Source organism: Thalassospira sp. GB04J01, from assembly GCF_000751115.1.
In the GTDB taxonomy this organism is placed as follows: Bacteria; Pseudomonadota; Alphaproteobacteria; order Rhodospirillales; family Thalassospiraceae; genus Thalassospira; species Thalassospira lucentensis.
This window is the reverse complement of the sequence record NZ_CCDX020000012.1, coordinates 246,488-270,197: the sequence shown is the minus strand read 5'-3', so window position 1 is coordinate 270,197 and position 23,710 is coordinate 246,488. Positions and strand designations below refer to the sequence as shown.

Sequence of the window (23,710 nt, the reverse complement as noted above, 5' to 3'; positions counted from 1 at the left end):
TCTAGAATTCTAGAATGACGATTTGATGATACCTGATGCCGACGAACCCCGAAGAGGTCTTTATGTCACGCTTTCGCCTACTCACACCCGACGCCCAATATCCAGACGACGCGCAGATTGAGCGCCGCACGTCCGGCGACCAGGTCGACTGGGATATTTTCCGGGAACGTTCACCAGCCAACATTCCCGACGATGTGCTGGGCAAATGCGATGCGATGGTTGTGTGGCATGAAATGCCGGTCACCCGCGAAGTGATTGCAAAGCTTGACCGGTGCCAGATCATCGTGCGCGCCGGTGTCGGATTTGACCATATTGATCTGGATGCAGCAGCCGAAGCGGGCATTCCGGTGTGCAATACGCCGGACTATGGCACAAGCGAGGTTGCAGACCATGCCATTGCGCTGATGCTGACCATGCGGCGCGGTATCGGTTCGTATCACAGAAACCTGATGGACTCGCCGCGCGGCGGATTTGACCATGCCCGCGCCCCGCTACTGGCCCGGCTTCGTGGCAAAACATTCGGCGTTGTCGGCCTTGGCCGCATTGGCATTGCCACGGCCCTTCGGGCAAAGGCGTTCGGCATGCGCGTTCTGGCATATGACCCGCTGGTATCGAGAGGTACTGAAATTGCCGCTGGTGTGGATCGCTGTGACCGGCTGGAGGATCTTTTGGCGCAAAGTGACGTTGTCAGCCTGCATTGCCCGCTGACGACGGAAAGCCACAAGATGATCAACGCGGAACGACTGGCCGCGATGCAGCCCCATGCGATTCTGATCAACACCGCACGCGGCGCAATTATCGACATTGACGCACTGCTTGATGCCTTGCGAAACGGCACGATTGCCGGTGCGGGTATTGATGTGCTGCCGACAGAGCCGCCCGCACCGGAAGACGCCATCGCGCTGGCCTATGCCAATGGCAAGGATCCAATTGTCGGCGAGCGATTGTTTTTAACACCGCATGCGGCATGGTCGAGCCCGGAAAGTGTGGCCGATGCGCGCCGTCTTTCGGTTGAAACCGCGATGCAATATCTGCGCGATCATACGTTGCGCAATCTGGTGAACGCACCGGCACAAACCCGTTTGCGCCGTGCGAGCTGATCCGGGTGCGAGATAAAGTCTGACTTGCGAAATGGTCCAAAGGCATGGGATCGCTAAAACATGCTTTAATCAGGGAGGAAAACATTATGAAAAAAACATATCTCGGCGTCGCTTTTGCGGCACTTCTGATGAGTGGCACCACCGCCGCTGCACAGGAATTTGATCTTACATTCCAGTCGGTTGATCCGGCCGGAAACCCCAACTTTGCCATTCAGAAAGAATGGACCGAGCGCGTCAAAAAGATGTCGGGCGGGCGCATTGCGATCGAGCTTCTGCCGGTTGGTGCAGTTGTCAATTACAGCGAGACACAGGAAGCTGTCGGCGCTGGTATTCTGGACGGCCACATCACCGATGTGAGCTATTTTTCCGGCAAGGACCCGGCGTTTGGCCTTGTCGCCAACCCGATTGGCGCATGGGCGTCGCCTGATGAAATGTTCCGTTTCATCAATTATGGCGGCGGCTATGAGTTGATGAACGAACTTGAAGAGCCGTATGGCCTGCGTTTTGTCGGCGCGACGACAACCGGCCTTGAGGGCTTTGTGTCTGACCGCCCGCTTGACGGGGTTGCCGATCTTAAAGGCCTGAAAGTACGTGCGCCCGAAGGGCTCATTCAGGAAGTCTTTGCCGCTGCGGGTGCGGTTCCCGTGAACCTGCCTTATTCGGAGGTTTATACGTCGCTCGATAAGGGTGTGATTGATGCCGCCGATTCCACGGTATTTTCAACCAACCACCAGCAAGGCCTGCACAAGGTTGCCGTCCATCCCGTCTATCCGGGCTTCCATTCCATGCCGCTGGTCGAGGTTTCGATGAACCTTGAGAAATGGAATGCGATGCCTGAAGACTTGCAGGAAATCATGACAGTTTCCGTGCGTGACTTTGCGCAGGACGCGGTTGCCCAGTTGTCGATGAATGACCTGAAAGCTGTTGCGGAAGCCAAAGCCGATCCGTCGATCACGGTTCATAACTGGTCGGCCGAAGAACGTGCGAAATTCCGTACCATCGCAATGGATCAGTGGTCAAAGGTCGCTGCGCAGTCTGAAAATGCGCAGAAGGTCTATGACTTGCTGACCGAATATCTGGAATCGCAAGGTCTGTTGGACTGATGCCATGTTTCCGGGCGCGTTGATCGCGCCCGGATATTTTTCCGATCATCATTCTGCTTGAAACGATTGGCCAGCCATGTCCGCGCCCTCCGATCACAACCCTACCACACCCGACATGCCCCAAACCGATGAGCCCCATGGCGAGGCCCTGCCGCAGGCAGGCTGGCTTGGGCGCGCCATAACCGTCGCCGCACGTGCATTTGCGGTTTGTATTCTGGCGGCGATGGCGATCCTCGTGACGGAGGTTTTTCTGCGTTACGTGTTCAACCGGCCGACAATATGGGCGCATGAGACAACCATATTTTTAAGCGCCATCACCTTTATCTTTGGCGGGCTTTACTGTGTCGCACGCAACACGCATATCCGCGTTGTTCTGGTTTACGATGTTGTCCGGTCGCGTGTACGCCATGTGCTTGACGTGGTCATTTCCATCGCCTGTCTGGGGGCCAGCCTGTTTTTCGCATGGGCGTCCTGGCTGATGGTTCAAAAGGCGATGTTCCGCCCGGACGGAAGTCTGGCACTGGAAACCAGCGGAAGTGCCTGGAATTCGCCCGCACCCGCCGTTTTGAAAATATTCCTGCTGTGCGTGCTTGTTACCATGAGCCTTCAGTTTCTTATCCTGACATTCAATTACGCACGCGGCACCAAAGCGCCAAAAGGGCATGACAATGTTTGACCTTCTTGATCTTGGACTGAACCTCAAGGCACTGGGGATCGGTTGGGGAACATTGCTGATGTTCGCCCTTCTGGTGGTGCTGTTATTGACCGGAACGCCGCTTGCGATGGTGACGCTGTTTGTCGCGCTGATTTTTGCGGTGGGCTGGTTCGGACCGAGCTCGGTGCCGTTGATCACGAGCCGCGTCTATAGTTTCGTGTCATCCTTTGTGTTTGTCTCGGTGCCGATGTTCGTGTTGATGGCGGCCATCCTTGACCGGTCGGGCATTGCGCGTGACCTGTTTGACGCGATGAAACTCGTCGGTGGTCGCCTGCGCGGCGGGGTTGCCGTTCAGACAATTTTCGTTGCCGTGATCCTTGCGGCGATGAGCGGCATTATCGGCGGTGAAATCGTGTTGCTCGGCCTTGTCGCGCTGCCGCAGATGTTGCGCCTTGGTTACAACCGGCGTCTGGCAATCGGGGTTGTCTGTGCGGGTGGGTCGCTCGGCACGATGGTTCCGCCCTCCATCGTTCTGATCATTTACGGCCTGACGGCCAATATTTCGGTCGGTGATCTTTTCACCGCAGCCTTTGTGCCGGGCTTCATGCTGGCCGGGCTTTATATCGCCTATGTTCTTTTGCGGTCCTATCTTGATCCGAACGCCGCACCGCCCACACCGGTGGAGCGTGTTTCGTTCCGCGATAACCTGCCACTGTTGCGCGGCCTTGTTTTACCATTTCTGGTAGTATTTATGGTGCTTGGCTCTATTTACGGCGGCGTTGCGTCGGTCACGGAAGCATCCGCCATCGGGGTTGCTGGTGTGATTGTTTCAACCATTTTGCGCCGGGAATTTTCGTTCCGCATGCTGCTGGATGCAGCCCTGCATACCTTGGCGACGGTTGGCATGATCATGTGGATCGGCATCGGTGCCAGCGCGCTGGTCGGCGTTTACAACCTGATGGGTGGTATCAGCTTTATATCGCAGCTGATTACCGGCATTTCAGATCAGCCCATCGTGATTATCCTGTTCATGATGCTGATCCTTTTCATCCTCGGCATGTTTCTTGACTGGGTCGGCATCGCACTTTTGACCATGCCCATTTTCGTGCCGATCATTCTTGAGCTTGGCTATGATCCGGTCTGGTTCGGGGTGCTGTTTGCGATGAACATGCAGGTTTCTTTCCTGACACCGCCGTTCGGGCCCGCCGCGTTTTATCTGAAAAGCGTGACCCCGCCCGACATCACGCTTGGCGAGATATTCAAGTCGCTTGCGCCGTTCATTTGCCTTCAGGTTCTGGCCGTCGGCCTTTTGATCCTGTTCCCGGCAATCGCAATTTACTAATTTCCAGGTACCGACATGACACGCACTTTAGACGGCGAGTACGATTATATCATCATTGGTGCGGGCACGGCTGGATGCGTCTTGGCAAACCGGCTGAGCGAAAATCCGGCCCACCGTGTTCTGCTGATTGAGGCGGGTGGAAAGGACAATTATCCGTGGATCCACATTCCTGTCGGTTATCTTTACTGCATGGGCAATCCGCGCACCGACTGGATGATGAAAACCACCAAAGAGGACGGTTTGAACGGCCGCGCCCTTGCCTATCCGCGCGGCAAGGTTCTGGGCGGGTGCAGTTCGATCAACGGCATGATTTACATGCGCGGTCAGGCTGCTGATTATGACGGCTGGGCCCAGATGGGAAATACTGGCTGGGGCTGGGACGATGTACTTCCGTATTTTATCCGTTCACAAGACCGGCCGGGTGGGGATGGCAAAATCCACGGCGAAGGCGGTGAATGGAAAGTCGCCCGCCAACGCCTTAAATGGGATTTGCTCGATGATTTTCAGCGTGCCGCCGAAGAAATGGGCGTGCCACCGACCGATGATTTTAACGGCGGTGACAATGAGGGGGCCGGTTATTTCGAGGTCAACCAGAATGGCGGGCGTCGCTGGAGTGCGGCACGGGCGTTTCTTAAGCCTGCGCTTAAACGCCCGAACCTGCGTCTTTTGACCCATGCACATGTTCAAAAAATCACATTTGAGGATGGCCGCGCAAATGCCGTGACACTCACGCATAAAGGTTCTGTTTTTCAGGCGACGGCAAAATCGGAGATCATTCTGGCCGCCGGTGCCATCCATTCCCCGGCATTGCTTGAAGCATCGGGCATCGGTCAGGGTGAACGCCTTAAAAAGGCGGGCATTGATGTGCATCGCGATATGCCCGATGTCGGCGAAAATTTGCAGGATCATTTGCAACTTCGGATGATTTTCCGGGTTGAAAATGCCCGCACGCTCAATCAGGTGGCCAATTCATGGGCGGGCAAAATCGGCATGGGGGCGCGTTATTTGTGGAACCGTTCCGGCCCGTTATCCATGGCGCCCAGCCAGTTTGGCATTTTCACCAAAAGCAGTTCGGAAATGACAACGCCGGACCTTGAATATCATATTCAGCCGCTGTCTACCGACAAGCTGGGAGAACCGCTTCATCCCTATCCGGCGGTGACGGTATCGGTGTGCAATCTGCGCCCCGACAGCCGTGGTTCAACCCATATATCAAGCACCGAACCATCCGCGCACCCCGAGATTTCACCGCGTTACCTTAGTGCCCGTCGCGATGTGGAGGTTGCGGTTTGCGCGCTGCGTCAGGCACGGCACTTGATGACCATGCCAGCATTGAAAAAATATGCCCCGCACGAAAACCTTCCGGGGGCGGACATCACAGACGATGCCAGTCTGGCGCGTGCCGCCGGAGATATCGGCACAACCATTTTCCATCCCGTTGGCACCTGCCGCATGGGCGTTGATGACGCCGCGGTGGTTGACCCGCAATTGCGGGTGCGTGGTGTGGCGGGTCTGCGCGTTGTTGACGCGTCGATCATGCCGCGCATCGTATCGGGCAACACCGCGTCACCGGTGGTGATGATCGCGGAAAAAGCCGCCGACATGATTTTGCGCTCTGCCTGAGCGCGCATCTAAAAGACCATTTTGAAAGGACTGAAGTATGAAGTTTCTCCGCCACGGCCCCATCGGAAACGAAAAGCCCGGATGTATTGATTCTGACGGGAACATTCGCGATCTTTCGGCTGTGATTGCCGATTTCACCCCGGAAACCGTGACCTGCGACGCATTGGCGGCATTGGCGGAGCGTGATCTGTCTGATTTGCCGATCATTGATCCCGCCACGCGCATCGGCCCGTGCGTTGGTGCGACACGCAACTTTTATGCGGTGGGTTTGAACTATGCCCGCCATGCGCGCGAAACCAATAATCCCGAACCGAAAGAACCGGTCCTGTTTTCAAAATCAACATCGAGCATTTGCGGGCCAAATGATCCGATCATTTTGCCGCGCGGCTCTGTTAAAACAGACTGGGAAGTCGAACTCGGCATCATTATCGGCCGCCCGTGCAGCTATGTAGGCAAAGATGAAGCGCTGGATTACGTCGCCGGTTTTTGCACGATCAACGATGTCAGCGAGCGCGCTTATCAGATCGAGCGCGGCGGCCAATGGATCAAAGGAAAATCAGCCCCGAATTTCGGCCCGCTTGGCCCGTGGCTGGTCACACCTGATGAGACAGGCGATCCCCAAAATCTGGGTTTAAGCCTTTCGGTCAATGGCGAGACGGTGCAGAACAGCTCAACCGCCGACATGATTTTCTCCGTGGCTGAAATCATATCTTATATGTCTGGCTTCATGCGCCTTATGCCGGGCGATATTATTGCAACCGGAACACCGGAAGGTGTCGGTCTGGGCCTCACACCGCCGCGCTTTTTGAGTGCTGGTGATATTGTCGAACTGTCTGTTGAGGGGCTTGGCACACAGCGGCAGAGTGTTGTGGCAAATGACCAATGACAATTTGTTCTGATATCTGTCGTTAACATCATTCATGACGCCAACTCTGTCAGAAATTTTTAAAACGCCGGAGCTCTGACGTCAGAAAATGACAGGTTGAGCTGCCCTTGTGTGCTGCCCGTTTTGCGGAACATTCGGGGCTCAAAATCTGTTTCACCCAATGAGTGGGAGTTCGTTTCTCCCACGGGCAGCATCACTTTCAAAACCCAGCCTGAAAAGGTTGGGTTTTGTTGTTTCTGGGGTTTGTGTGGTTTTGATCGACGTGCGATCATCCCGAGGGCCAGACTGCAAACGGTGGAAAGCTTTTTCATGGTTTTGAAAAACACAGTGAAGGCATCAGTTCGGGTCGCGTCGCCAAAACATCATACCGAATTTAAAACCATCAACTTTGGCAAACAAGGCTTTGGGAAATTTTTCTCAGGCAGAGTTAACCATTGGTAATCAACGGTTACACGTCGAACCAATGGGTTGAAATATATTTCATGTTGACTCCCGAAATGGGATCAACCCAAATGGATGGTAGATATTTCGATCAATGAAATATCTACCATAAATAACATTTTGCGAACCATGCCGCGTTGTGAAGAGCCGGGACTTGGTTACGCATTAGGGAGGATAACATGAAAATCAAATCAATGCTGCTGGGAACAGCAGCGGCTGCCTTTCTGACTCTTACCGCGTCTTCGGCAATGGCCCAAGACGGCAATAAAAGCGCGTTCCAGTGCGAACCGGGCGAGCTTTACGTGATGAACGTCATGGTAAGTGGCGTTGAATACTGGTTCCCTGTTTATGAGATGTTCAAGCAGGCTGCCCAGCAAATGGGCTGTGAAACGGCATATACCGGCACCCCGGAATATGACGTGAACAAGCAAATCGCCACCTTTGAACAGGTTCTGGCCCGTCAGCCAGCTGGCATCATGGTGCATCCGATGAACTCTGACCCGTTCATCGCCCCGATTGACCGCGCGGTTGAGCAGGGTGTTGCGGTTGTGACCTTTGCTGCGGATTCCCCGAACTCGAAACGATCCGCCTACATCACCTCAAACAATGACCGCGAAGGTGCGGCTGCTGCCGACGCCATTGCCGATGCCATGGACGGAAAAGGCGAATATGCCGTTCTGGAAAATCCGGGGCAGGATAACCACGACCGTCGTGTGTCGGCCTTCATTGCCCGCATGGAAGAAAAACACCCCGACATGAAACTGGTGGCACGTGCGGCATCCAATCAGGACCCGACCAAGGCCTATAACGCGGTTCTGACCATGCATCAGGCCCATCCGAACCTTGGTGCGGTCTTTATGCCAGAAGCCAACAGTGCACTTGGTGCAGCACAGGCCGCCATTGAAACCAAGGCCGACATCAAGGTCATGACGGCTGACGTGAATGCCAAAATCCTTGATATGATCAAGGCGGGCGAAGTCTTTGGTTCGATCAACCCGAACCAGGGCATTCAGGGCTATATGGGCTTTATCTCCCTGTTCTTGGCCGCCCATCCTGATCTGATTGATCCGATGAACGATTACAAACGTTCGGGTACCAACCCGATGATGGTGCCCTATATCGATAATGGCTATGCGGTGGTCACGGCTGAAAATGCCGATGACTTCTATTGGGAAGCCTATCTCAAACGTCGCGGTACCAAAGGTATCGAAGAATAAGGACACGCACTCTGGTCGCTATGCCCATAGCGGCCAGAACACCCTTCCTTTTGGTTTTCCCACGTATTTCCTACCAAAAGGAAGGGGTGCCCTTCCTTCCATCTTAAGGCATTTCGTTCAATGCAGCCCATTCTTGAAGTCCACGATATCCATAAGTCATTCGGCCCGGTGCATGCCCTGCGCGGCGTTAATCTGTCACTGATGCCCGGCGAAGTGCATGCCCTGATGGGGGAAAACGGTGCCGGAAAATCGACGCTGATGAACATCCTAAGCGGTGTTTTCCCCCCCGATCAGGGACGGATCCATTTTAAGGGACGCGACATCGTCCTGCCCGACCCGGCAAAGGCACAGGCCCATGGCATTGGTCTGGTGCATCAGGAAATTGCACTATGTCCTGATATTTCGGTGGCCGAAAACATCCTGATGGCGGCGACAAATGCGCGCACATCGTTTTTGATGAATGATCGCGAAGTTCGCGCGCGGGCCCAAAAAGTTCTGGCCGACCTGATCCCGATCCCGGTTGATGAAAAGGTCGGAAACCTGCCGATTGCCAGCCAGCAAATCGTCGAAATTGCCAAGGCCCTGACACTTGATTGCGATGTCCTGATCTTTGACGAACCAACCGCCGCCCTGACCGATACAGAGGCCGAGGCGCTGTTTCGCATCATTGCCGATCTGAAATCGCGCAACATCGGCATCATCTATATCAGTCACCGCATGGCCGAGATTTTTGCAATTTCGGATCGCATCACCGTATTTCGGGATGGGGCGTTTGTTGACACGCTGATGACGGCGCAAACCAACCCCGATGAAATCGCAACCAAGATGGTCGGGCGTGAAATCCTTAATCAGTTTCCGGCAAAAAACCCGGACCTAACGGCGCAAACATCCTGTTTGCTGTCAGTGCGCAATCTGTCGGATGGCGGGGTTTTACGTGACGTCAGCTTTGATCTGCGCAAAGGCGAGGTCCTTGGCCTTGGTGGCTTGATCGGGGCGGGGCGCAGCGAAACCGCACACGCGATTTGCGGTCTTGGCCGTAAAACAAATGGCGACATTACCATGCACGGCAAACCGTTTGAGGTCGGCGACTATTCCGACAGCATTCGAAACGGTTTGGTCTATCTGTCCGAAGATCGCAAGGGATCGGGTGTTTTCCTTGATCTGTCGATTGCAGCAAACATCACCGCCCTTGATCTTCGCCACGTAAGTGCAAACGGCTTTGTCCGGCATAGGGCCGAAACCACGCGGGCCGAGGAACTGGGACGATTATTATCGCTGCGCTGTGAAAATGTCAGTCAGCCGGTCTCATCCCTCAGTGGCGGTAATCAGCAAAAAGTAGCAATTGCCAAAATGCTGTCGGTCCATCCCGAGATCATCATTTTCGATGAACCAACCCGCGGTGTCGATGTCGGGGCAAAAAGCGAAATCTATACAATTTTGCGCAATTTGGCCGCCGAAGGTGTTGGTGTTCTGGTGATTTCATCGGAAATGCCCGAACTGATCGGCCTGTGTGACCGCATTCTGGTCCTGCACGAAGGCAAGATCGCCGGCCAGGTCGAAAATGACCTGATGACCGAAGAAGAAATCATGAAACTGGCCTCGGGCATCGCATGTCAAAGCACATCACAAAACACAGGCCAAAGCATGAACGCGACCACAGAGGGGATGGCGTCATGACGTCGGCCAAGGCACTCAAAACCGAAACCAAATCTGAAACAAACAAACCGGAGGCAACCGCAGTGCAGAACGGTGTGCATAACCGGATGCTTGGCATTTTCAAGGCCCGCGAAGCCGGTCTTGTTGCCATCATCCTGATCATTTGCATCGCGATGAGCTTTGCTTCGCCCTACTTCCTGACCTGGCAGAATTTCCGCGCCATGCTGCTGTCCTTTTCGATCGAGGGCATCGTCGTTGTCGGCATGACCATTTTGTTGATTGTCGGGGGGATTGACCTGTCTGTCGGCTCGGTCGTCTGCTTGGCGATGGTGATTGGTGGCAAGCTGTTCTTGATGGGACTTGATCCATGGTCGGCCAGCCTGATTGCCGTGCTTGCCTGTGGTTTTCTCGGGTATCTGATGGGGCAGTGCGTGACCCGGATCGGCTTGCATTTCTTTATCGTATCGCTGGCGTTCATGGTGATTGCACGCGGCCTGTCACTTCTGATCACCAAGGGCACCCCGCAGTCGCTGTTTTCGCTGCCGCCAAGTTTTAAGTTCATCGGTCAGGGGGATATTGCGGGCATGCCGTTTGTCATCATCCTGTTCTTTGGAGTTGTGGTGTTCTTTGATTTGCTGTTGCGCCACTCAACACTGTTTCGAAAAGTCTATTACACCGGCAGCAATGAAAAGGCCGCCCTGTTTTCAGGCATTAAAACCAAACGCATCAAGATCATCTGCTCGACCCTATGCGGACTGTTGTCCGGGGTGGCCGGGGTTGTCTATATGGCGCGTTTTGGGGCCGCGACACCGCAATTTGGCATTGGTATGGAGTTAAGTGTCATTGCGGCGGCCGTGATTGGCGGCGCCAGTCTCAATGGCGGGGCCGGGACGATTTTCGGGGCGGTTCTGGGGGCGGCGTTGCTGTCGCTGGTGACAAGTTCGCTGATCCTTCTTGATGTGCCGGTGTACTGGCAGGACATCATTCGTGGCCTGATCCTTCTGGTGGCGGTGTCTGCGGATCATTTGCTTAACAAGCGCAAACGCAGCACATCGGCAAAATCATAATGGCGTCAGGAACAAATATCATGACCAACAGCACAGAATTTGAACGCCTGCGACGTCTGCATAAGGTCCTTGTGATGTTCTATGAACAGAACATTTCACAGGCAAAGATCGCCGAAATGACCGGCCTGTCACACACCACCGTAAACCGGTTGGTCAAGGAAGGTCAGGAACGTGGGCTGGTGGAAATTACGGTGAAATCGCCGTTTGGCAATATGACCGACCTTGGTGCGATCATTGCCGAACTGGGACGGATCGAAAATGCGATTGTCGTGCCCGAAGTCTCCACCGATCCACAGATTACCATCAAGTCGACCGCCGATGCCGCCGTCGCCGCGCTGTTTGAAACGCTTGAAGATGGCATGACGATTGCCATTTCCGGCGGGGTGGGTGTCAGCGCCATTGTCGAGGCGATGAAACCCAAACGCAGCTATGACGTCACCGTCGTTCCGGCCACCGGCGGGGTTCAGGGGAAATATTATACCGACGTCAATCACGTCTCGATGGCGATGGCCGAAAAGCTTGGCGGCCGCGCATTGCAGTTGCATGCCCCGATCATCGCCGGATCGCGTGAAGCACGTGACACATTGCTTGATGTGCGCTCAATCCGTGACGTGTTTGATACGGCCCGTACCGCCGATATCGCGGTGATGGGGATTGGGTCGGTGCGTGAAACCACATCGACCTATCTGTCGCTTGATGGCGATATTGACCGCGATGACGTTCTGGGGGCCGGGGCTTGTGGGGAATTGCTGGCCCATTTGATCAATGCCGATGGCAAACCCTGTGACTATCCGGCCAATGACCGGGTGGTGGCACTGTCACTTGATGAATTGCGTCAGATCCCGCACCGCTTTGCGATTGCCAGCGGGCAACACAAGGCAGAACCGATTGCCTCGATCCTGCGCGGTGACTTCCTGACGACTTTGGCAATAGACGAGCAAACCGCCTATGCGGTGACCGACATTCTAAAAGGAGATGCCTAATGGCACAGCTTATTCGTGAAATTGGAAAATCCGGTGTATCTGCGTCGGCCATCGGTCTTGGCACGTGGGCCATGGGGGGCTGGATGTGGGGTGGGCATGATGATGCCAATTCCATCAATGCCATTCAGGCATCGGTCGATGCCGGGATTACCATGATTGATACTGCTCCGGCATATGGTCTTGGCCGCGCCGAGGAACTGGTCGGCAAGGCCGTTGAGGGCCGCCGCGATCAGGTGGTGATCGCCACCAAATGCGGCATGGTCTGGGATACCGATAAGGGGAATTATTTTGTCGATGAGCATGACAAGAAAATTCATCGCTATCTTGGCGCGGAATCGGTTCGTGCAGAGCTGGAAACCAGCCTGGAACGCCTGCGCACCGACTATATTGATCTTTACATCACCCATTGGCAGGACCCGACCACGCCGATTTCCGAAACCATGGGCGTGCTCGAAGACCTCAAACGCGAAGGCAAAATCCGCGCAATCGGCATCAGCAACGTCAATGCCGACGAAATGACGCAATACCTCGCCAGCGGCCAGCTTGATTGCATTCAGGAATGCTACAACATGCTTGAACGCAAGCTCGAAGATCAGCTCGTGCCGATGTGCCTTGAAAACAATGTCGCAGTGCTCAGCTATTCCTCGATGGCGCTGGGGCTTTTGTCGGGCAAAATCGGCCCAGACCGCGTGTTCGAAGGCGACGACCTGCGTCGTGAAAATCCAAAGTTTTCTGTTGAAAACCGTCAGCGGGTTGCCGACTTCATGAAGGTCCTGCAACCCATTGCGGCGGCCCATAATGTCGAACCGGGGCAGGTCGTCATTGCCTGGACCATTGCCCAGCCCGGCATCACGTTTTCACTCTGCGGGGCCCGTAATCCGGCCCAGGCCATTGAAAACGCCCGTGCAGGTGAAATCGCACTTTCAACTGATGAACTGGCGGTCATTGACAGTGCAATTGCGGCCCATCTTGGTCCTGTTGCGCGTGCAGCCTGATTGATTGTGTGATGACGCATAGTTCACAAGTTACTGCCATACCCAAACGCGCCACGGTGGTGGTGATTGGGGGCGGGATCAACGGGATCAGTGTGTTCCGTGATCTTGCCCTTCAGGGGGTTGATGTTGTGCTGCTTGAACAGGGGGATTTTTGTTCTGGGGCCAGTGCCGCGCTGTCGCGGATGGTCCATGGTGGGTTGCGCTATCTTGAAAATGGTGAATTTCGTCTGGTGCGTCAGTCTTTGCAGGAACGCGATTTCCTGCTGCGCAATGCGCCGCACTATGTGTTTCCGTTACCAACACTGGTGCCGATTTTTGATCTTTTCCACGGATCTTTTGCGTCACTAAAACGCTTTATCGGCTTAGGAAAGGGACCATCACGCCGGTCGGCTGTCATGATCAAGATCGGTTTGATGCTTTATGACTGGCTGTCGCGCAAAAGCCGCTCTATGCCCGCACATAAATTTGTATCTGGTCGGAAATTGCGCGCGATGTCGCCGTCCATAACCCCCGATGCCCGGTTTGGGGCAATCTATTACGATGCGTGGGTAAAATATCCCGAACGGCTTGGTGTCGAGATGATCCTTGATACCGAGGCAGCCTGCCCGGATGCGCGTGCTTTTTCCTATGTCGGGGTCGAAAAGGTCGATGGGGCTGATATCCATTGGCGTGATCGCCTGACCGGCGAGGCCGGCAGCATTACCCCCGATCTGGTGGTCAATGCCACCGGGGCCTGGGTTGATTTCACCAATCAGGCATTGGCCGGTGATCAGGCCAACAATACCCCGCGTTTCGTGCGCGGGACCAAGGGGTCACATCTGATGATCCGTAACGCGCAATTGGCCAACGCCCTTGGCGATCAGATGGTCTATTACGAAAATGCAGATGGCCGGATTTGCATTGCCTTTAACTATCTTGGCGTGTCGCTGGTCGGATCAACCGATATCCTGATTGATGATCCCGAACTGGCCCGCTGCGAAGCCAGCGAAAAAGACTACATGCTAAGTGCGCTGCGCTTTGTCTTTCCTGATATTGATGTCGCCCGCGATGATATTGTTCATGTCTTTACCGGTGTGCGTCCCTTGCCCGTCAGTGATGCCGATGCCACCGGGCGGATCAGCCGTGATCATTCACATCGCGAACAGGAACCCGACGAAAAACGTAATTTTCCGGTCATCAGCCTGATCGGCGGAAAATGGACAACGTTCCGGGTGTTTGGCGAAGAAATCACCGATGTTGTCTTAAAACGTCTGGGGCGGAAACGTCGTTGCCGAACCACCGATCTTTGCATTGGTGGGGGGCGCGATTTCCCACCGGTCGGGAAGGATCAACAACGCTGGATGGATACTGTCCTTGGTGATCTGACGATGGATCGTCAGGTTTTTGAACGTCTTGTCGAACGTTATGGCAGCCGTGCCATTGACGTTGCACGGTTCTGTCAGGCCGAAAAGGATGCACCGTTAAACGCGGTGCCAACATACAGCCAGCGTGAAATCGAATTCCTGATCCGCAATGAAAATGTCCGCAGCCTGTCTGACATTGTATTGCGCCGCACCGCCATCGGGCTTGAAGGCGGCATTTCCCAAAATTTGATCGACGAAATCGGGGACCTGATGGCCACGGTTCTGGGGTGGTCCAACGCCGACCTTGATCGTCATAAGTCTTTGCTCACCGACGAAATGGGCAAGAAGCACAGCATTGTCTGAATGAAGTGCCGGGAACACCCCGGCCAGAGGAGGAAACATGTTTGTATCGAAAAAAGTCCGTCTTAATCGTTTGATGAAAAACGGCCGCTGTCTTGATGTCGCCATTGATCACGGTGTCTGTAACGAACCAAGTTTCATGGTTGGTCTGGAAGACGTCCAGTCGGTGGTCAATACCCTGGTCGATGCTGGGCCTGATGCCATTCAGATGAACTATGGCCAGTCGGACCTGTTACAGGAACTTCCCGGTGAAAACCGCCCGGCATTGGTCATGCGGGTTGATATGGGCAACCCCTATAACAAGGAACGCCATCGGTCGATGTGGGCGGTCATGCAAAATGAATCCGACCCGATCTTGCCTGCCTTGCGTATGGATGCAGCTTGCGTTGTCGTTAATCTTTTCATGCTGCCCGATGAGCCGGACCTGTTCCGTCAGTGCGTAAAAAACATCTCAAAACTGGGCAATGACTGCGAAAAATACGGTATGCCGCTTATGATCGAACCACTTGTCATGCAGCCCAACAGCGCACGTGGTGGTTATCTGGTGGATGGCGATACGCAAAAAGTCACGACACTGGTACGTCTGGCGCGTGAAATGGGCGCTGATATCATCAAGGCCGACCCGACCGACAATCCCGATGATTTCCATCATGTTGTTCAGGCCGCCCGCTGTCCGGTACTGGTGCGCGGCGGTGGCAAGGCCGACCTTCGAACTGTGTTTGATAATTCGGCGGCTTTGATGGCGCAGGGGGCACACGGTATGGTCTATGGCCGGAATATTTATCAACACGACAATCCCAAGGCCGTTGTCGCCGCCCTGATGGCGATGATCCACGATGGTGCGGATGGACAGGCCGCCTGGGACATCTACAGCGGGTTTGAAGGTTAAGGCTGATGGCACGTTATTTTCTTGGCATTGATGCGGGCAACACGGTTGTTAAGACCGTGCTGTTCGACGCGGCCGGGGCTGAAATTGCCCACGCCAGCCGCGAAGCTGTTTCGCATTGTCCCGCGCCGGGCTTTGTTGAGCGCGATATTGATCAATTGCGTAATGATTTGCTGACCGTTGTGGCCGAAGTCGTCAAAAAATCCGGCGTTGATGCGACTGACATTGCCGCCATTGGCAGTGCGGGCCACGGCAACGGCTTGTATCTTTTGGGTGATAATGCGACGGCCCTTCTTGGCATTCAGTCGCTTGATACACGGGCCAATGCGCTGGTTGATCAGCTCCAGTCCGAGGGGGTTGGGGATGTGTCCTATCCGATTTCCGGTCAACGTCCGTGGGTATCGCAAACACCGACATTGCTGGCATGGGTTAAACGCGAACGGCCCGAAATCTATCAGGCGACGCAAACGGTTCTGCTGTGCAAGGATCTGGTGACGCATGCGCTGACCGGTGAACTGGTGTCCGACATTTCCGATATGGGCGGGTGCGGCATGTTGCGCATGCCTGAAAATACCTATGACGATGCCTTGCTTGAGGCATTTGATATTGGCGATGCCCGTGAAAAATTGCCCCGTCTGGCCCATCCCAGCGAAATCGTTGGTCATGTCAGCAAGGCGGTCGCCGATCAAACCGGTCTTGGAGAAGGCACCCCCGTTGTTGCCGGTTTCTTTGACGTGATTGCCAGTGCGCTTGGTTCTGGCGTGGCGCGACCGGGGCAGGCATCGATGATTGTCGGCACTTGGAGCATCAATCAGCTCGTCGTCGAAAACATCGACTTTGAAAACGAGAACGAGATTTTCATGTCGTCGGGCTATGCCGATGGTCGTTTCATGTCGATTGAAAGTTCGGCAACTTCGGCGGTCAATCTTGAATGGGTGGTGCGCGAATTTCTGGAACATGATGGTGAAGTTGTCGCCGGGAAATCCCCGTTCGAACTGGCCAATGAATTGGTGACCAACAGCACGCTCTGCCTCGACGCACCATTCTATCATCCGTATCTGTATGGCGCACCAGGCAACGGGATGGCGCGGGCCGGGTTCTTTGGGGTTGGTGGTTGGCATGGCCGCGGCGATATGTTGCGCGCAATTTACGAAGGTGTGATTTTTGCCCATTTACGCCACATGGACAAGCTCCGTGCGACCGGTGTGACATTTGACACCATCATCCTGTCGGGCGGTGGGGCACGCAGCAACATCTGGCCACAAATCATCGCCGATATTCTGGAATTGCCGCTGACTGTGGCGAAATGTCAGGAAACCGGTGCCCTTGGTGCGGCGATGGCGGCATCTGTCGGTGTCGAAATGTATCATGACTACGAACAGGCGGCTGACAAGATGGTCCAAACTGATCGTCATTACACCCCGAACCCGGTTGCCAGCGAGGTCTATCGCAAACGGTTTGCCCTGTGGGGGGAACTTGAACAGGCGATGGTGCCATTCTGGTCACGGTTTGCCGCGGCAAGTTCCACCTCCTGATCCGTTTTCCCCCTGTCAGCGGTGTCGTTGACAGGGGTTCACACACATACGGGATCAAAAGCCGCCAACGGTTCGGGCGGGCTTAAGCCATCGTGCCGATTTTGCCATCGCTGAGGAAACAGATGTCGCTCGATCAATCATCCTTTGACTACATCATTATCGGGGCCGGGTCGGCGGGCTGCGTTCTGGCCAATCGGCTCAGTGCCGATCCGAAAAACCGTGTGTTGCTAATTGAGGCCGGTGGAAAGGACAGCTATCCGTGGATCCATATTCCTGTTGGCTATCTGTACTGTATTGGTAATCCCAAAACCGACTGGCTGTATAAAACGGTCGCGGAAAAGGGGCTTGGGGGGCGTGCAATTGCCTATCCGCGTGGCAAGGTTCTGGGGGGCTGCTCCTCGATCAATGGCATGATCTATATGCGCGGGCAGGCGGCTGATTATGATCGTTGGCAGGCCGATGGTGCGACCGGCTGGAGCTGGAATGATGTCTTGCCCTATTTTGTCAAATCCGAATGCTATCACACCCCGTCAAACGGGCATGGAACGCAGGGCGAATTGCGGGTGGAAAAACAACGTCTGCGCTGGGATGTACTTGATGCAGTGCGTGATGGTGCCGAAGAAATCGGCATTCACAAAACCGATGATTTCAATGATGGCGATAATGCCGGGTCAGGCTATTTTGATGTAACCCAGAAAAAAGGTGTCCGCTGGAGTGCCGCGCGCGCCTTTCTAAAACCGACCATGACGCGTTCCAACCTTCACGTTTTGACCAAGGCCATCGTGACCGGCCTTGATGTTGATGGTGGGGTTGTGCGCGGCGTTAACTATCAATGGTTTGGCAAAGTCGGCCATGTGACGGCGCACCGCGAAGTTATCTTGTCTGCCGGGGCGATTGGCTCGCCCCAGATCATGAAACTGTCGGGAATTGGTCCGGCGCAGGAACTGCGCGATCATGGGATCACGGTCAAACACGACATTCCCGGGGTCGGCGAAAACCTTCAGGACCATTTGCAAATCCGCACCGCCTTTCGCATTCAGGGGGCAAAGACCCTCAATGAAATGCAATCAACCCTGTTGGGTAAAGCCAAAATTGCCCTTGATTACGCATTACGCCGGCGTGGGCCGATGGCGATGGCACCCAGTCAGTTGGGCATTTTCACCCGTTCAGATGACAGTCACCTAACACCTAACATCGAATACCATGTGCAGCCATTGTCGCTGGATAAGTTCGGCGATCCCTTACACGACTTTCCGGCCATCACGGTATCGGTCTGTAACCTGCGGCCGACCAGCAAGGGGCGGGTAACGCTGGCATCAAATAACCCGATGCATTCGCCGCTCATTGCGCCCAATTACCTGAGCACCCCCGAAGACCGTCTGGTCTCCATCCAGTCCATTCGTCATGCCCGTAAATTAATGGCCACCAGACAGATGGCAAAATTCCATCCCAACGAATTTGCGCCTGGCCCGGATGTTACGTCTGACGAAGCTCTGGCAGAAGCCGCCGGTGCCGTCGCAACCACCATCTTTCATCCGGTCGGTACAGCAAAAATGGGCAGGCTCGACGACAAGATGACCGTTGTTGACGCACGTTTGCGCGTGCGCGGATTTGACAATTTGCGCATCGTCGACGCATCCGTCATGCCCACCATTGTCTCGGGCAATACCCACGCCCCCGTGGTCATGATCGCCGAAAAAGCCAGTGAAATGATCCTTGAGGACAGGCATTAGACGTACGTGATTAGTCCATATTGCCTTGTCATTTGATCCTTTTTGTGGAGACATTCACAGGTTTTCCGCGATGAGGATTTCTATTCGGATGCGTTCTTGGGACGCCAGTGTCTCGCGGTTTTCGCATTGTGCTCTGAGTGTTCTCACGGCACTGCGGATAATGTGTCCCGGGTCCTGATTGATCAAGGCATCAAGGGTCTTTGCTCGAAGTGCGTGTTCTGTTGACGGTGTGCGTTCATGGGCGATGGTGATGATTTTTTCTTCACCGCGGAGATTTTGTGCAAGGTCGATCGCAACGCGTGCTTCGGACCCCATGATATACAGCCCGACAATATCCTGATGGGCCGCAAAGGCGTTTGCCAAAACAAGTCGGGTTCTTTCTGCTGTCCCGTGTGTTTCAAGCGTCGGCAGGGCATCAAATTGCGGATATTCGCGGCTCATCACCTTATCAAAACCAAGGCGTCGCTCAAGGCTATCGCGTGATTGCATGGTTTCCGCAAGAACCAGAATTGAACCCGCGGTATGGCCAAGGAACCGCGCCATCAGGCGCCCGGCGGTTGCGCCTGCGGCAATGTTATCTATACCAACAAACGACTGACTGCCTTCTTCTTGCTGGTTGGATATGAAGGCCACGGTCTGTATGCCCCGTTCCCTCATGCGATAAAGCGCATCGCGAATCTGCGGGGTTTCCGGGGCCATAATGGCGATGCCATCATAATCATCTGCTGATAATCGCGACAGGGTTTTGGCTGCGCGATGCGGATCATGGTCATCAATACGGACAACTTTGGTCGCGATCATTTCCGCCCGGCTGGCCTGATCAAATTCCGATATGTGCTTGATAATCACATCCAGAAATTCATCGCCCGATCGGGGCAGGACAAAGCCGAAACGATATCCTTTTTGGCGGGCCAGGGTGGCGGCGACCTGATTTCTTTGAAAGCCAGTGCGTTCAATCGCCTCGTTGACGGCATCGACTGTTTTCTGTCGTACACCGGAACGTCCGTTGAGTACCCGATCTATCGTTGCAAGGCTGACGCCAGCCGCCTTGGCAAGGTCTTTGGTGGTCGGTCTCATTGGTTTTTCAGGCCTAAATCGCTTGGGTTTTCTTAGATTACTTTCAACTATTTGGCGCGTGACTGCAAGAAATTTGAGGTGCGTAACTCAGAAAATACTCTTTATGAGGTGCGTACCTCAAAAACTTGTGGTAGAAGTGCTTCTGTGGCTGGGAAGCCGCGACGTTCCAAAGGGAGGAAAAATAAAATGAAATCGAAACATTTGATGGCGGTAGTGGCCTCGGCAATCGTTGCTGGTTCGCTTCCGAATGCGGCAGCCGCAGAAGATTTAACGCTGTGCTGGGCAGCTTGGGACCCAGCGAATGCCTTGGTCGAACTTTCCAAAGACTTCGAAACCAAAAGCGGTCACAGCATGAGCTTTGAGTTCGTCCCGTGGACGTCCTTTGCTGATCGCATGCTCAATGAGCTAAACTCCGCCGGTCAGCTATGTGACCTTATGATTGGCGACAGCCAGTGGATTGGCGGCGGTGCCGAGAACGGTCACTATGTGAAGTTGAATGACTTTTTCGATGCCAATGGCATCGACATGGGCGATTTTATTCCGGCAACCGTCACCGGTTACGCCGAATGGCCAAAGAATACACCAAATTACTACGCGCTTCCGGCCTTTGGCGATGTGGTCGGTTGGACGTATCGTAAGGATTGGTTTGAGCGCCCGGAAATTCGCGAAGCTTTCAAGGCAAAGTATGGTCGTGAACTCGGCGAGCCGGCAACGCTTGAGGAACTAAAGGATATCGCGCAATTCTTCCAGGGACGCGACATTGATGGCACGACCGTCTACGGGGCTGCGATCTATACCGAGCGCGGGTCTGAAGGCATCACCATGGGGGTGACGAATGCGCTCTATAACTATGGTTTCCAGTATGAAAACCCTGACAAGCCCTATGATCTTGACGGTTTTGTGAATTCCAAAGGTGCCGCAGAAGGTCTGGAGTTTTACAAGGAGCTCTATGATACCGCGACGCCCCCAGGATCATCAAACTGGTACATGAGCGAAAACATTGATGCCTATAAATCCGGGCAGGTTGCGCTTCAGATGAATTTTGCCTTCATCTGGCCGGGCGTTGAAGCCGACCCGAACGTTGGCGGCGGTAAGTCGGGATACTTCCCGAACCCAGCCGGTCCCGCCGGGCAGTTTGCCCAGCTTGGCGGACAGGGAATTTCGGTTGTTACGTATTCTGAAAAGCAGGAAGCCGCACTGGAATATATCAAATGGTTCGCACAGCCTGAAATTCAGGCACGCTGGTGGGAACTTGGCGGGTATTCCGCACTGCGTGCGGTGGTCGAGGATCCGGGCTTTGCCGATAGCCAGCCCTACGCACAAACCTTCCTTGATAGCATGGCCATCGTGAAGGATTTTTGGGCTGAACCGGCCTATGCCGATCTGCTTTTGTCGATGCAAGAACGTATCCACAATTATGTGGTTGCGGGTCAGGGTACCGCACAGGAAGCACTTGACGGTCTGGTGGAAGATTGGACCGAGGTCTTTGAAGACGAAGGCAAGCTCTAAGCCTTTATCACTGTCAGAAATGACTGGCTCTGAACCGACCCCGTCCATGCTGTAATGGATGGTCGGGGTCAACCTTCCGACCGAGTGAAGACCGCGTGGCATCTGCTGCACGGCTAAGGGCGTCAATAATGAAGAATATTCCGATCGAAAAGATCGCCGCGGCTACGCCGGAAACCGTAGCCCAACGCATCCGTGGTCTGTCTGACCGAAGTATTGCGTGGATTTTCGTGGCACCAACGATCTTCCTGTTGCTGGCGATCAACATTTTCCCATTGATCTGGACCATCTGGCTGAGCTTTACAAACAGCCGGGTAAACCGTCCTAACCGGGATGTTGAGTGGGTTGGCTTGCGTAATTACGAACGCATTCTGTCAGACTCCGATATCTGGAACACGATGCAGGCAACAGCGCATTTCCTGATCTGGACCATCGTTTTGCAGGTTCTGATCGGGTTTTTCCTCGCTTTCCTGATTAACAAGAAATTCCGGGGGAATGATCTTTGGACGACGATTATCGTCTTCCCAATGATGTTGTCGCCCGCTGTTGTTGGCAATTTCTGGACCTTTCTCTATCAGCCGCAAATTGGCCTGTTTAATTACGTTATTGCCTTCTTTACCGGTATCGATCCGGCAAGCTTTTCGATGATTGGCGATGTGAACCTCGCACCCTGGGCGATTATCATTGCCGACACCTGGATGTGGACGTCGTTCGTAATGTTGATCTGTCTGGCCGGGCTGCGATCCATTCCAAACAGCATCTATGAGGCTGCAGAATGTGATCGTGCGTCCAAGTGGCGGCAGTTCTGGACGATCACCATTCCCATGGTTTTACCGTTCCTGATGTTGGCCGTTTTGTTCCGCGGGATTGAGAACTTCAAGATGTTTGATCTTGTCGTTCAACTGACCGGTGGGGGGCCGGGAAACACGACAACACTCACGTCAATAGACTTGAAACGTGAAGCGTTCGAGAAGTGGCGAACCGGATATTCGTCGGCCTATGCCGTCATCCTTTTTGTCACCGTCTTCGGCCTTGCATCAATCTACGTCAAAGCCCTGAACAAGGTAAAAGAAAGATGAGTTTTTCGATTACAGAACCAAAAAAGGGGACCAAGTGGTTCGCCGGGGTCCTTGTTGTTGGCTATGCGTTGATTACCATTGCACCGCTGCTCTGGATCATCGCAACCGGGTTCAAATCCCCGGCCGATTCCATTTCTTATCCGCCGAAAGTTATTTTTGATCCGTCGCTTGAAGGATACGTCAATCTTTTCACCGATCGTACCCGCGCAACGGACGACATGCTTGAAGCCAAGGGGGAGCCGCAAACCTGGTACGAGCAAATCGCACGTGATCAGGGGACCATCATCAGCGGCCCGTCACGCTATGGCGAGCGTTTCCTGAACTCGATCATCATCGGTTTTGGGTCGACCGCACTTTGTATGGTGCTGGGCACGGCAGCGGCATATGCATTTAGCCGTTTTCGCGTGCCGCTTAAGGATGATTTGCTGTTCTTCATCCTGTCGACCCGCATGATGCCGCCCATTGCGGTGGCCATCCCGATCTTTCTGATGTTTCGCAACCTTGGACTTAACGATACGCATCTGGGGATGATCCTGCTGTATACCGCAGTTAACCTGTCGCTGTCGGTCTGGTTGCTTAAGGGCTTCATCGATGAAATTCCGGTCGAGTACGAAGAAGCCGCTCTGATTGATGGCTACACGCGGTTTCAGGCCTTTTACAAAGTGGTCCTGCCGCAGGCGGCAACGGGTATCGCATCGACCGCGATCTTTTGTCTGATCTTTGCGTGGAACGAATATGCCTTCGCCGTCTTGCTGACATCGGGCACAGCACAAACCGCACCGCCGTTTATTCCAACGATCATCGGGGTCGGAGGCAAGGATTGGCCCGCTGTCGCGGCGGGTGCGACGATCTTCCTCGTGCCGGTTATGGTCTTTACCATCTTGCTACGTAAACATTTGCTGCGCGGGATCACATTTGGAGCAGTACGCAAATGAGTGATTTCATCAACGGATTGTTGCGGCTGCGCCGTGGCCCATGGGAGATGGTGGCATCAGCCCTTATTGCCTTGGGTGTCGTCATGCTGATGCAGCCCTTTGCCATCACGCTCTACACCTATTCGTTCATCACCACGCTGACAGGAACAGTCATGTTCATCGTCGTCAGCCACTTCCCGGAGTGACCC

The 23,710-nt window shown here is 54.4% G+C and carries 20 protein-coding genes; 19 read left to right on the top strand and 1 reads right to left on the bottom strand.

The window, feature by feature from the left end; translation table 11 throughout:
- Positions 1–62: 62 nt before the first annotated feature.
- The 15 genes from AMM48_RS12515 (at position 63) to AMM48_RS12445 (ending at position 18,925) form a co-directional block, all read left to right on the top strand.
- Positions 63–1,100, top strand: coding sequence for a C-terminal binding protein (locus AMM48_RS12515; protein ID WP_102784313.1), 1,038 nt, complete (start codon positions 63–65; stop codon positions 1,098–1,100).
- A gap of 86 nt (positions 1,101–1,186) precedes the next feature.
- On the top strand, positions 1,187–2,203 hold the full coding sequence (locus AMM48_RS12510) for a TRAP transporter substrate-binding protein (RefSeq protein WP_102784312.1): 1,017 nt from the start codon (positions 1,187–1,189) through the stop codon (positions 2,201–2,203).
- Positions 2,204–2,279: 76 nt separating this feature from the next.
- Positions 2,280–2,879, top strand: coding sequence for a TRAP transporter small permease subunit (locus AMM48_RS12505; protein ID WP_102784311.1), 600 nt, complete (start codon positions 2,280–2,282; stop codon positions 2,877–2,879).
- Complete coding sequence (locus tag AMM48_RS12500) at positions 2,872–4,200, top strand: TRAP transporter large permease subunit (RefSeq protein ID WP_102784310.1); 1,329 nt, start codon at positions 2,872–2,874, stop codon at positions 4,198–4,200. The genes AMM48_RS12505 and AMM48_RS12500 overlap by 8 nt, the downstream gene beginning before the upstream one ends.
- A gap of 15 nt (positions 4,201–4,215) precedes the next feature.
- Positions 4,216–5,823 carry a GMC family oxidoreductase N-terminal domain-containing protein gene (locus AMM48_RS12495; protein WP_102784309.1) on the top strand — a complete coding sequence of 536 codons (1,608 nt, stop codon included), beginning with the start codon at positions 4,216–4,218 and terminating at the stop codon, positions 5,821–5,823.
- Positions 5,824–5,860: 37 nt separating this feature from the next.
- A complete protein-coding gene (locus AMM48_RS12490) occupies positions 5,861–6,709 on the top strand; it encodes a fumarylacetoacetate hydrolase family protein (RefSeq protein WP_102784308.1) in 849 nt (282 codons plus the stop codon).
- Positions 6,710–7,329: 620 nt separating this feature from the next.
- Complete coding sequence (locus AMM48_RS12485; protein WP_102784307.1) at positions 7,330–8,367, top strand: substrate-binding domain-containing protein; 1,038 nt, start codon at positions 7,330–7,332, stop codon at positions 8,365–8,367.
- A 120-nt stretch (positions 8,368–8,487) separates the two neighbouring features.
- Entirely contained in the window at positions 8,488–10,044 is a 1,557-nt protein-coding gene (locus AMM48_RS12480) for a sugar ABC transporter ATP-binding protein (RefSeq protein WP_102784306.1), read from the top strand.
- Positions 10,041–11,090: an ABC transporter permease gene (locus tag AMM48_RS12475; protein ID WP_102784305.1), complete on the top strand. Its 1,050-nt coding sequence runs from the start codon at positions 10,041–10,043 to the stop codon at positions 11,088–11,090. Before AMM48_RS12480 ends, AMM48_RS12475 begins: the two co-directional genes overlap by 4 nt.
- Before the next feature lie 20 nt (positions 11,091–11,110).
- Positions 11,111–12,073, top strand: coding sequence for a sugar-binding transcriptional regulator (locus AMM48_RS12470; protein WP_158246469.1), 963 nt, complete (start codon positions 11,111–11,113; stop codon positions 12,071–12,073).
- The gene (locus tag AMM48_RS12465) at positions 12,073–13,068 is read left to right on the top strand and encodes an aldo/keto reductase (protein WP_102784303.1); all 996 of its coding nucleotides are present in this window, start codon (positions 12,073–12,075) and stop codon (positions 13,066–13,068) included. The genes AMM48_RS12470 and AMM48_RS12465 overlap by 1 nt, the downstream gene beginning before the upstream one ends.
- Before the next feature lie 11 nt (positions 13,069–13,079).
- The gene (locus tag AMM48_RS12460) at positions 13,080–14,774 is read left to right on the top strand and encodes a glycerol-3-phosphate dehydrogenase/oxidase (protein ID WP_102784302.1); all 1,695 of its coding nucleotides are present in this window, start codon (positions 13,080–13,082) and stop codon (positions 14,772–14,774) included.
- Positions 14,775–14,811: 37 nt separating this feature from the next.
- Complete coding sequence (locus tag AMM48_RS12455) at positions 14,812–15,660, top strand: aldolase (RefSeq protein WP_102784301.1); 849 nt, start codon at positions 14,812–14,814, stop codon at positions 15,658–15,660.
- A 5-nt stretch (positions 15,661–15,665) separates the two neighbouring features.
- The gene (locus AMM48_RS12450; RefSeq protein ID WP_102784300.1) at positions 15,666–17,192 is read left to right on the top strand and encodes an FGGY-family carbohydrate kinase; all 1,527 of its coding nucleotides are present in this window, start codon (positions 15,666–15,668) and stop codon (positions 17,190–17,192) included.
- Between the two features lie 122 nt (positions 17,193–17,314).
- Entirely contained in the window at positions 17,315–18,925 is a 1,611-nt protein-coding gene (locus AMM48_RS12445) for a GMC family oxidoreductase N-terminal domain-containing protein (protein WP_102784299.1), read from the top strand.
- A 54-nt stretch (positions 18,926–18,979) separates the two neighbouring features.
- On the opposite strand, the gene AMM48_RS12440 is transcribed toward AMM48_RS12445, so the two are convergent.
- Positions 18,980–20,002 carry a LacI family DNA-binding transcriptional regulator gene (locus AMM48_RS12440; protein WP_102784298.1) on the bottom strand — a complete coding sequence of 341 codons (1,023 nt, stop codon included), beginning with the start codon at positions 20,000–20,002 and terminating at the stop codon, positions 18,980–18,982.
- Between the two features lie 186 nt (positions 20,003–20,188).
- On the opposite strand from AMM48_RS12440, the gene AMM48_RS12435 reads away from it, so the two are divergent.
- The 4 genes from AMM48_RS12435 (at position 20,189) to AMM48_RS12420 (ending at position 23,707) form a co-directional block, all read left to right on the top strand.
- Positions 20,189–21,511: an ABC transporter substrate-binding protein gene (locus AMM48_RS12435; RefSeq protein ID WP_102784297.1), complete on the top strand. Its 1,323-nt coding sequence runs from the start codon at positions 20,189–20,191 to the stop codon at positions 21,509–21,511.
- Between the two features lie 128 nt (positions 21,512–21,639).
- Positions 21,640–22,587, top strand: a complete 948-nt coding sequence (locus AMM48_RS12430) for a sugar ABC transporter permease (protein ID WP_102784296.1) — start codon at positions 21,640–21,642, stop codon at positions 22,585–22,587.
- Positions 22,584–23,522 (top strand): carbohydrate ABC transporter permease, encoded by a 939-nt coding sequence (locus AMM48_RS12425; protein ID WP_102784295.1) that lies wholly within the window; start codon positions 22,584–22,586, stop codon positions 23,520–23,522. The genes AMM48_RS12430 and AMM48_RS12425 overlap by 4 nt, the downstream gene beginning before the upstream one ends.
- A complete protein-coding gene (locus AMM48_RS12420) occupies positions 23,519–23,707 on the top strand; it encodes a hypothetical protein (protein WP_022734278.1) in 189 nt (62 codons plus the stop codon). The genes AMM48_RS12425 and AMM48_RS12420 overlap by 4 nt, the downstream gene beginning before the upstream one ends.
- Positions 23,708–23,710 lie beyond the last annotated feature (3 nt).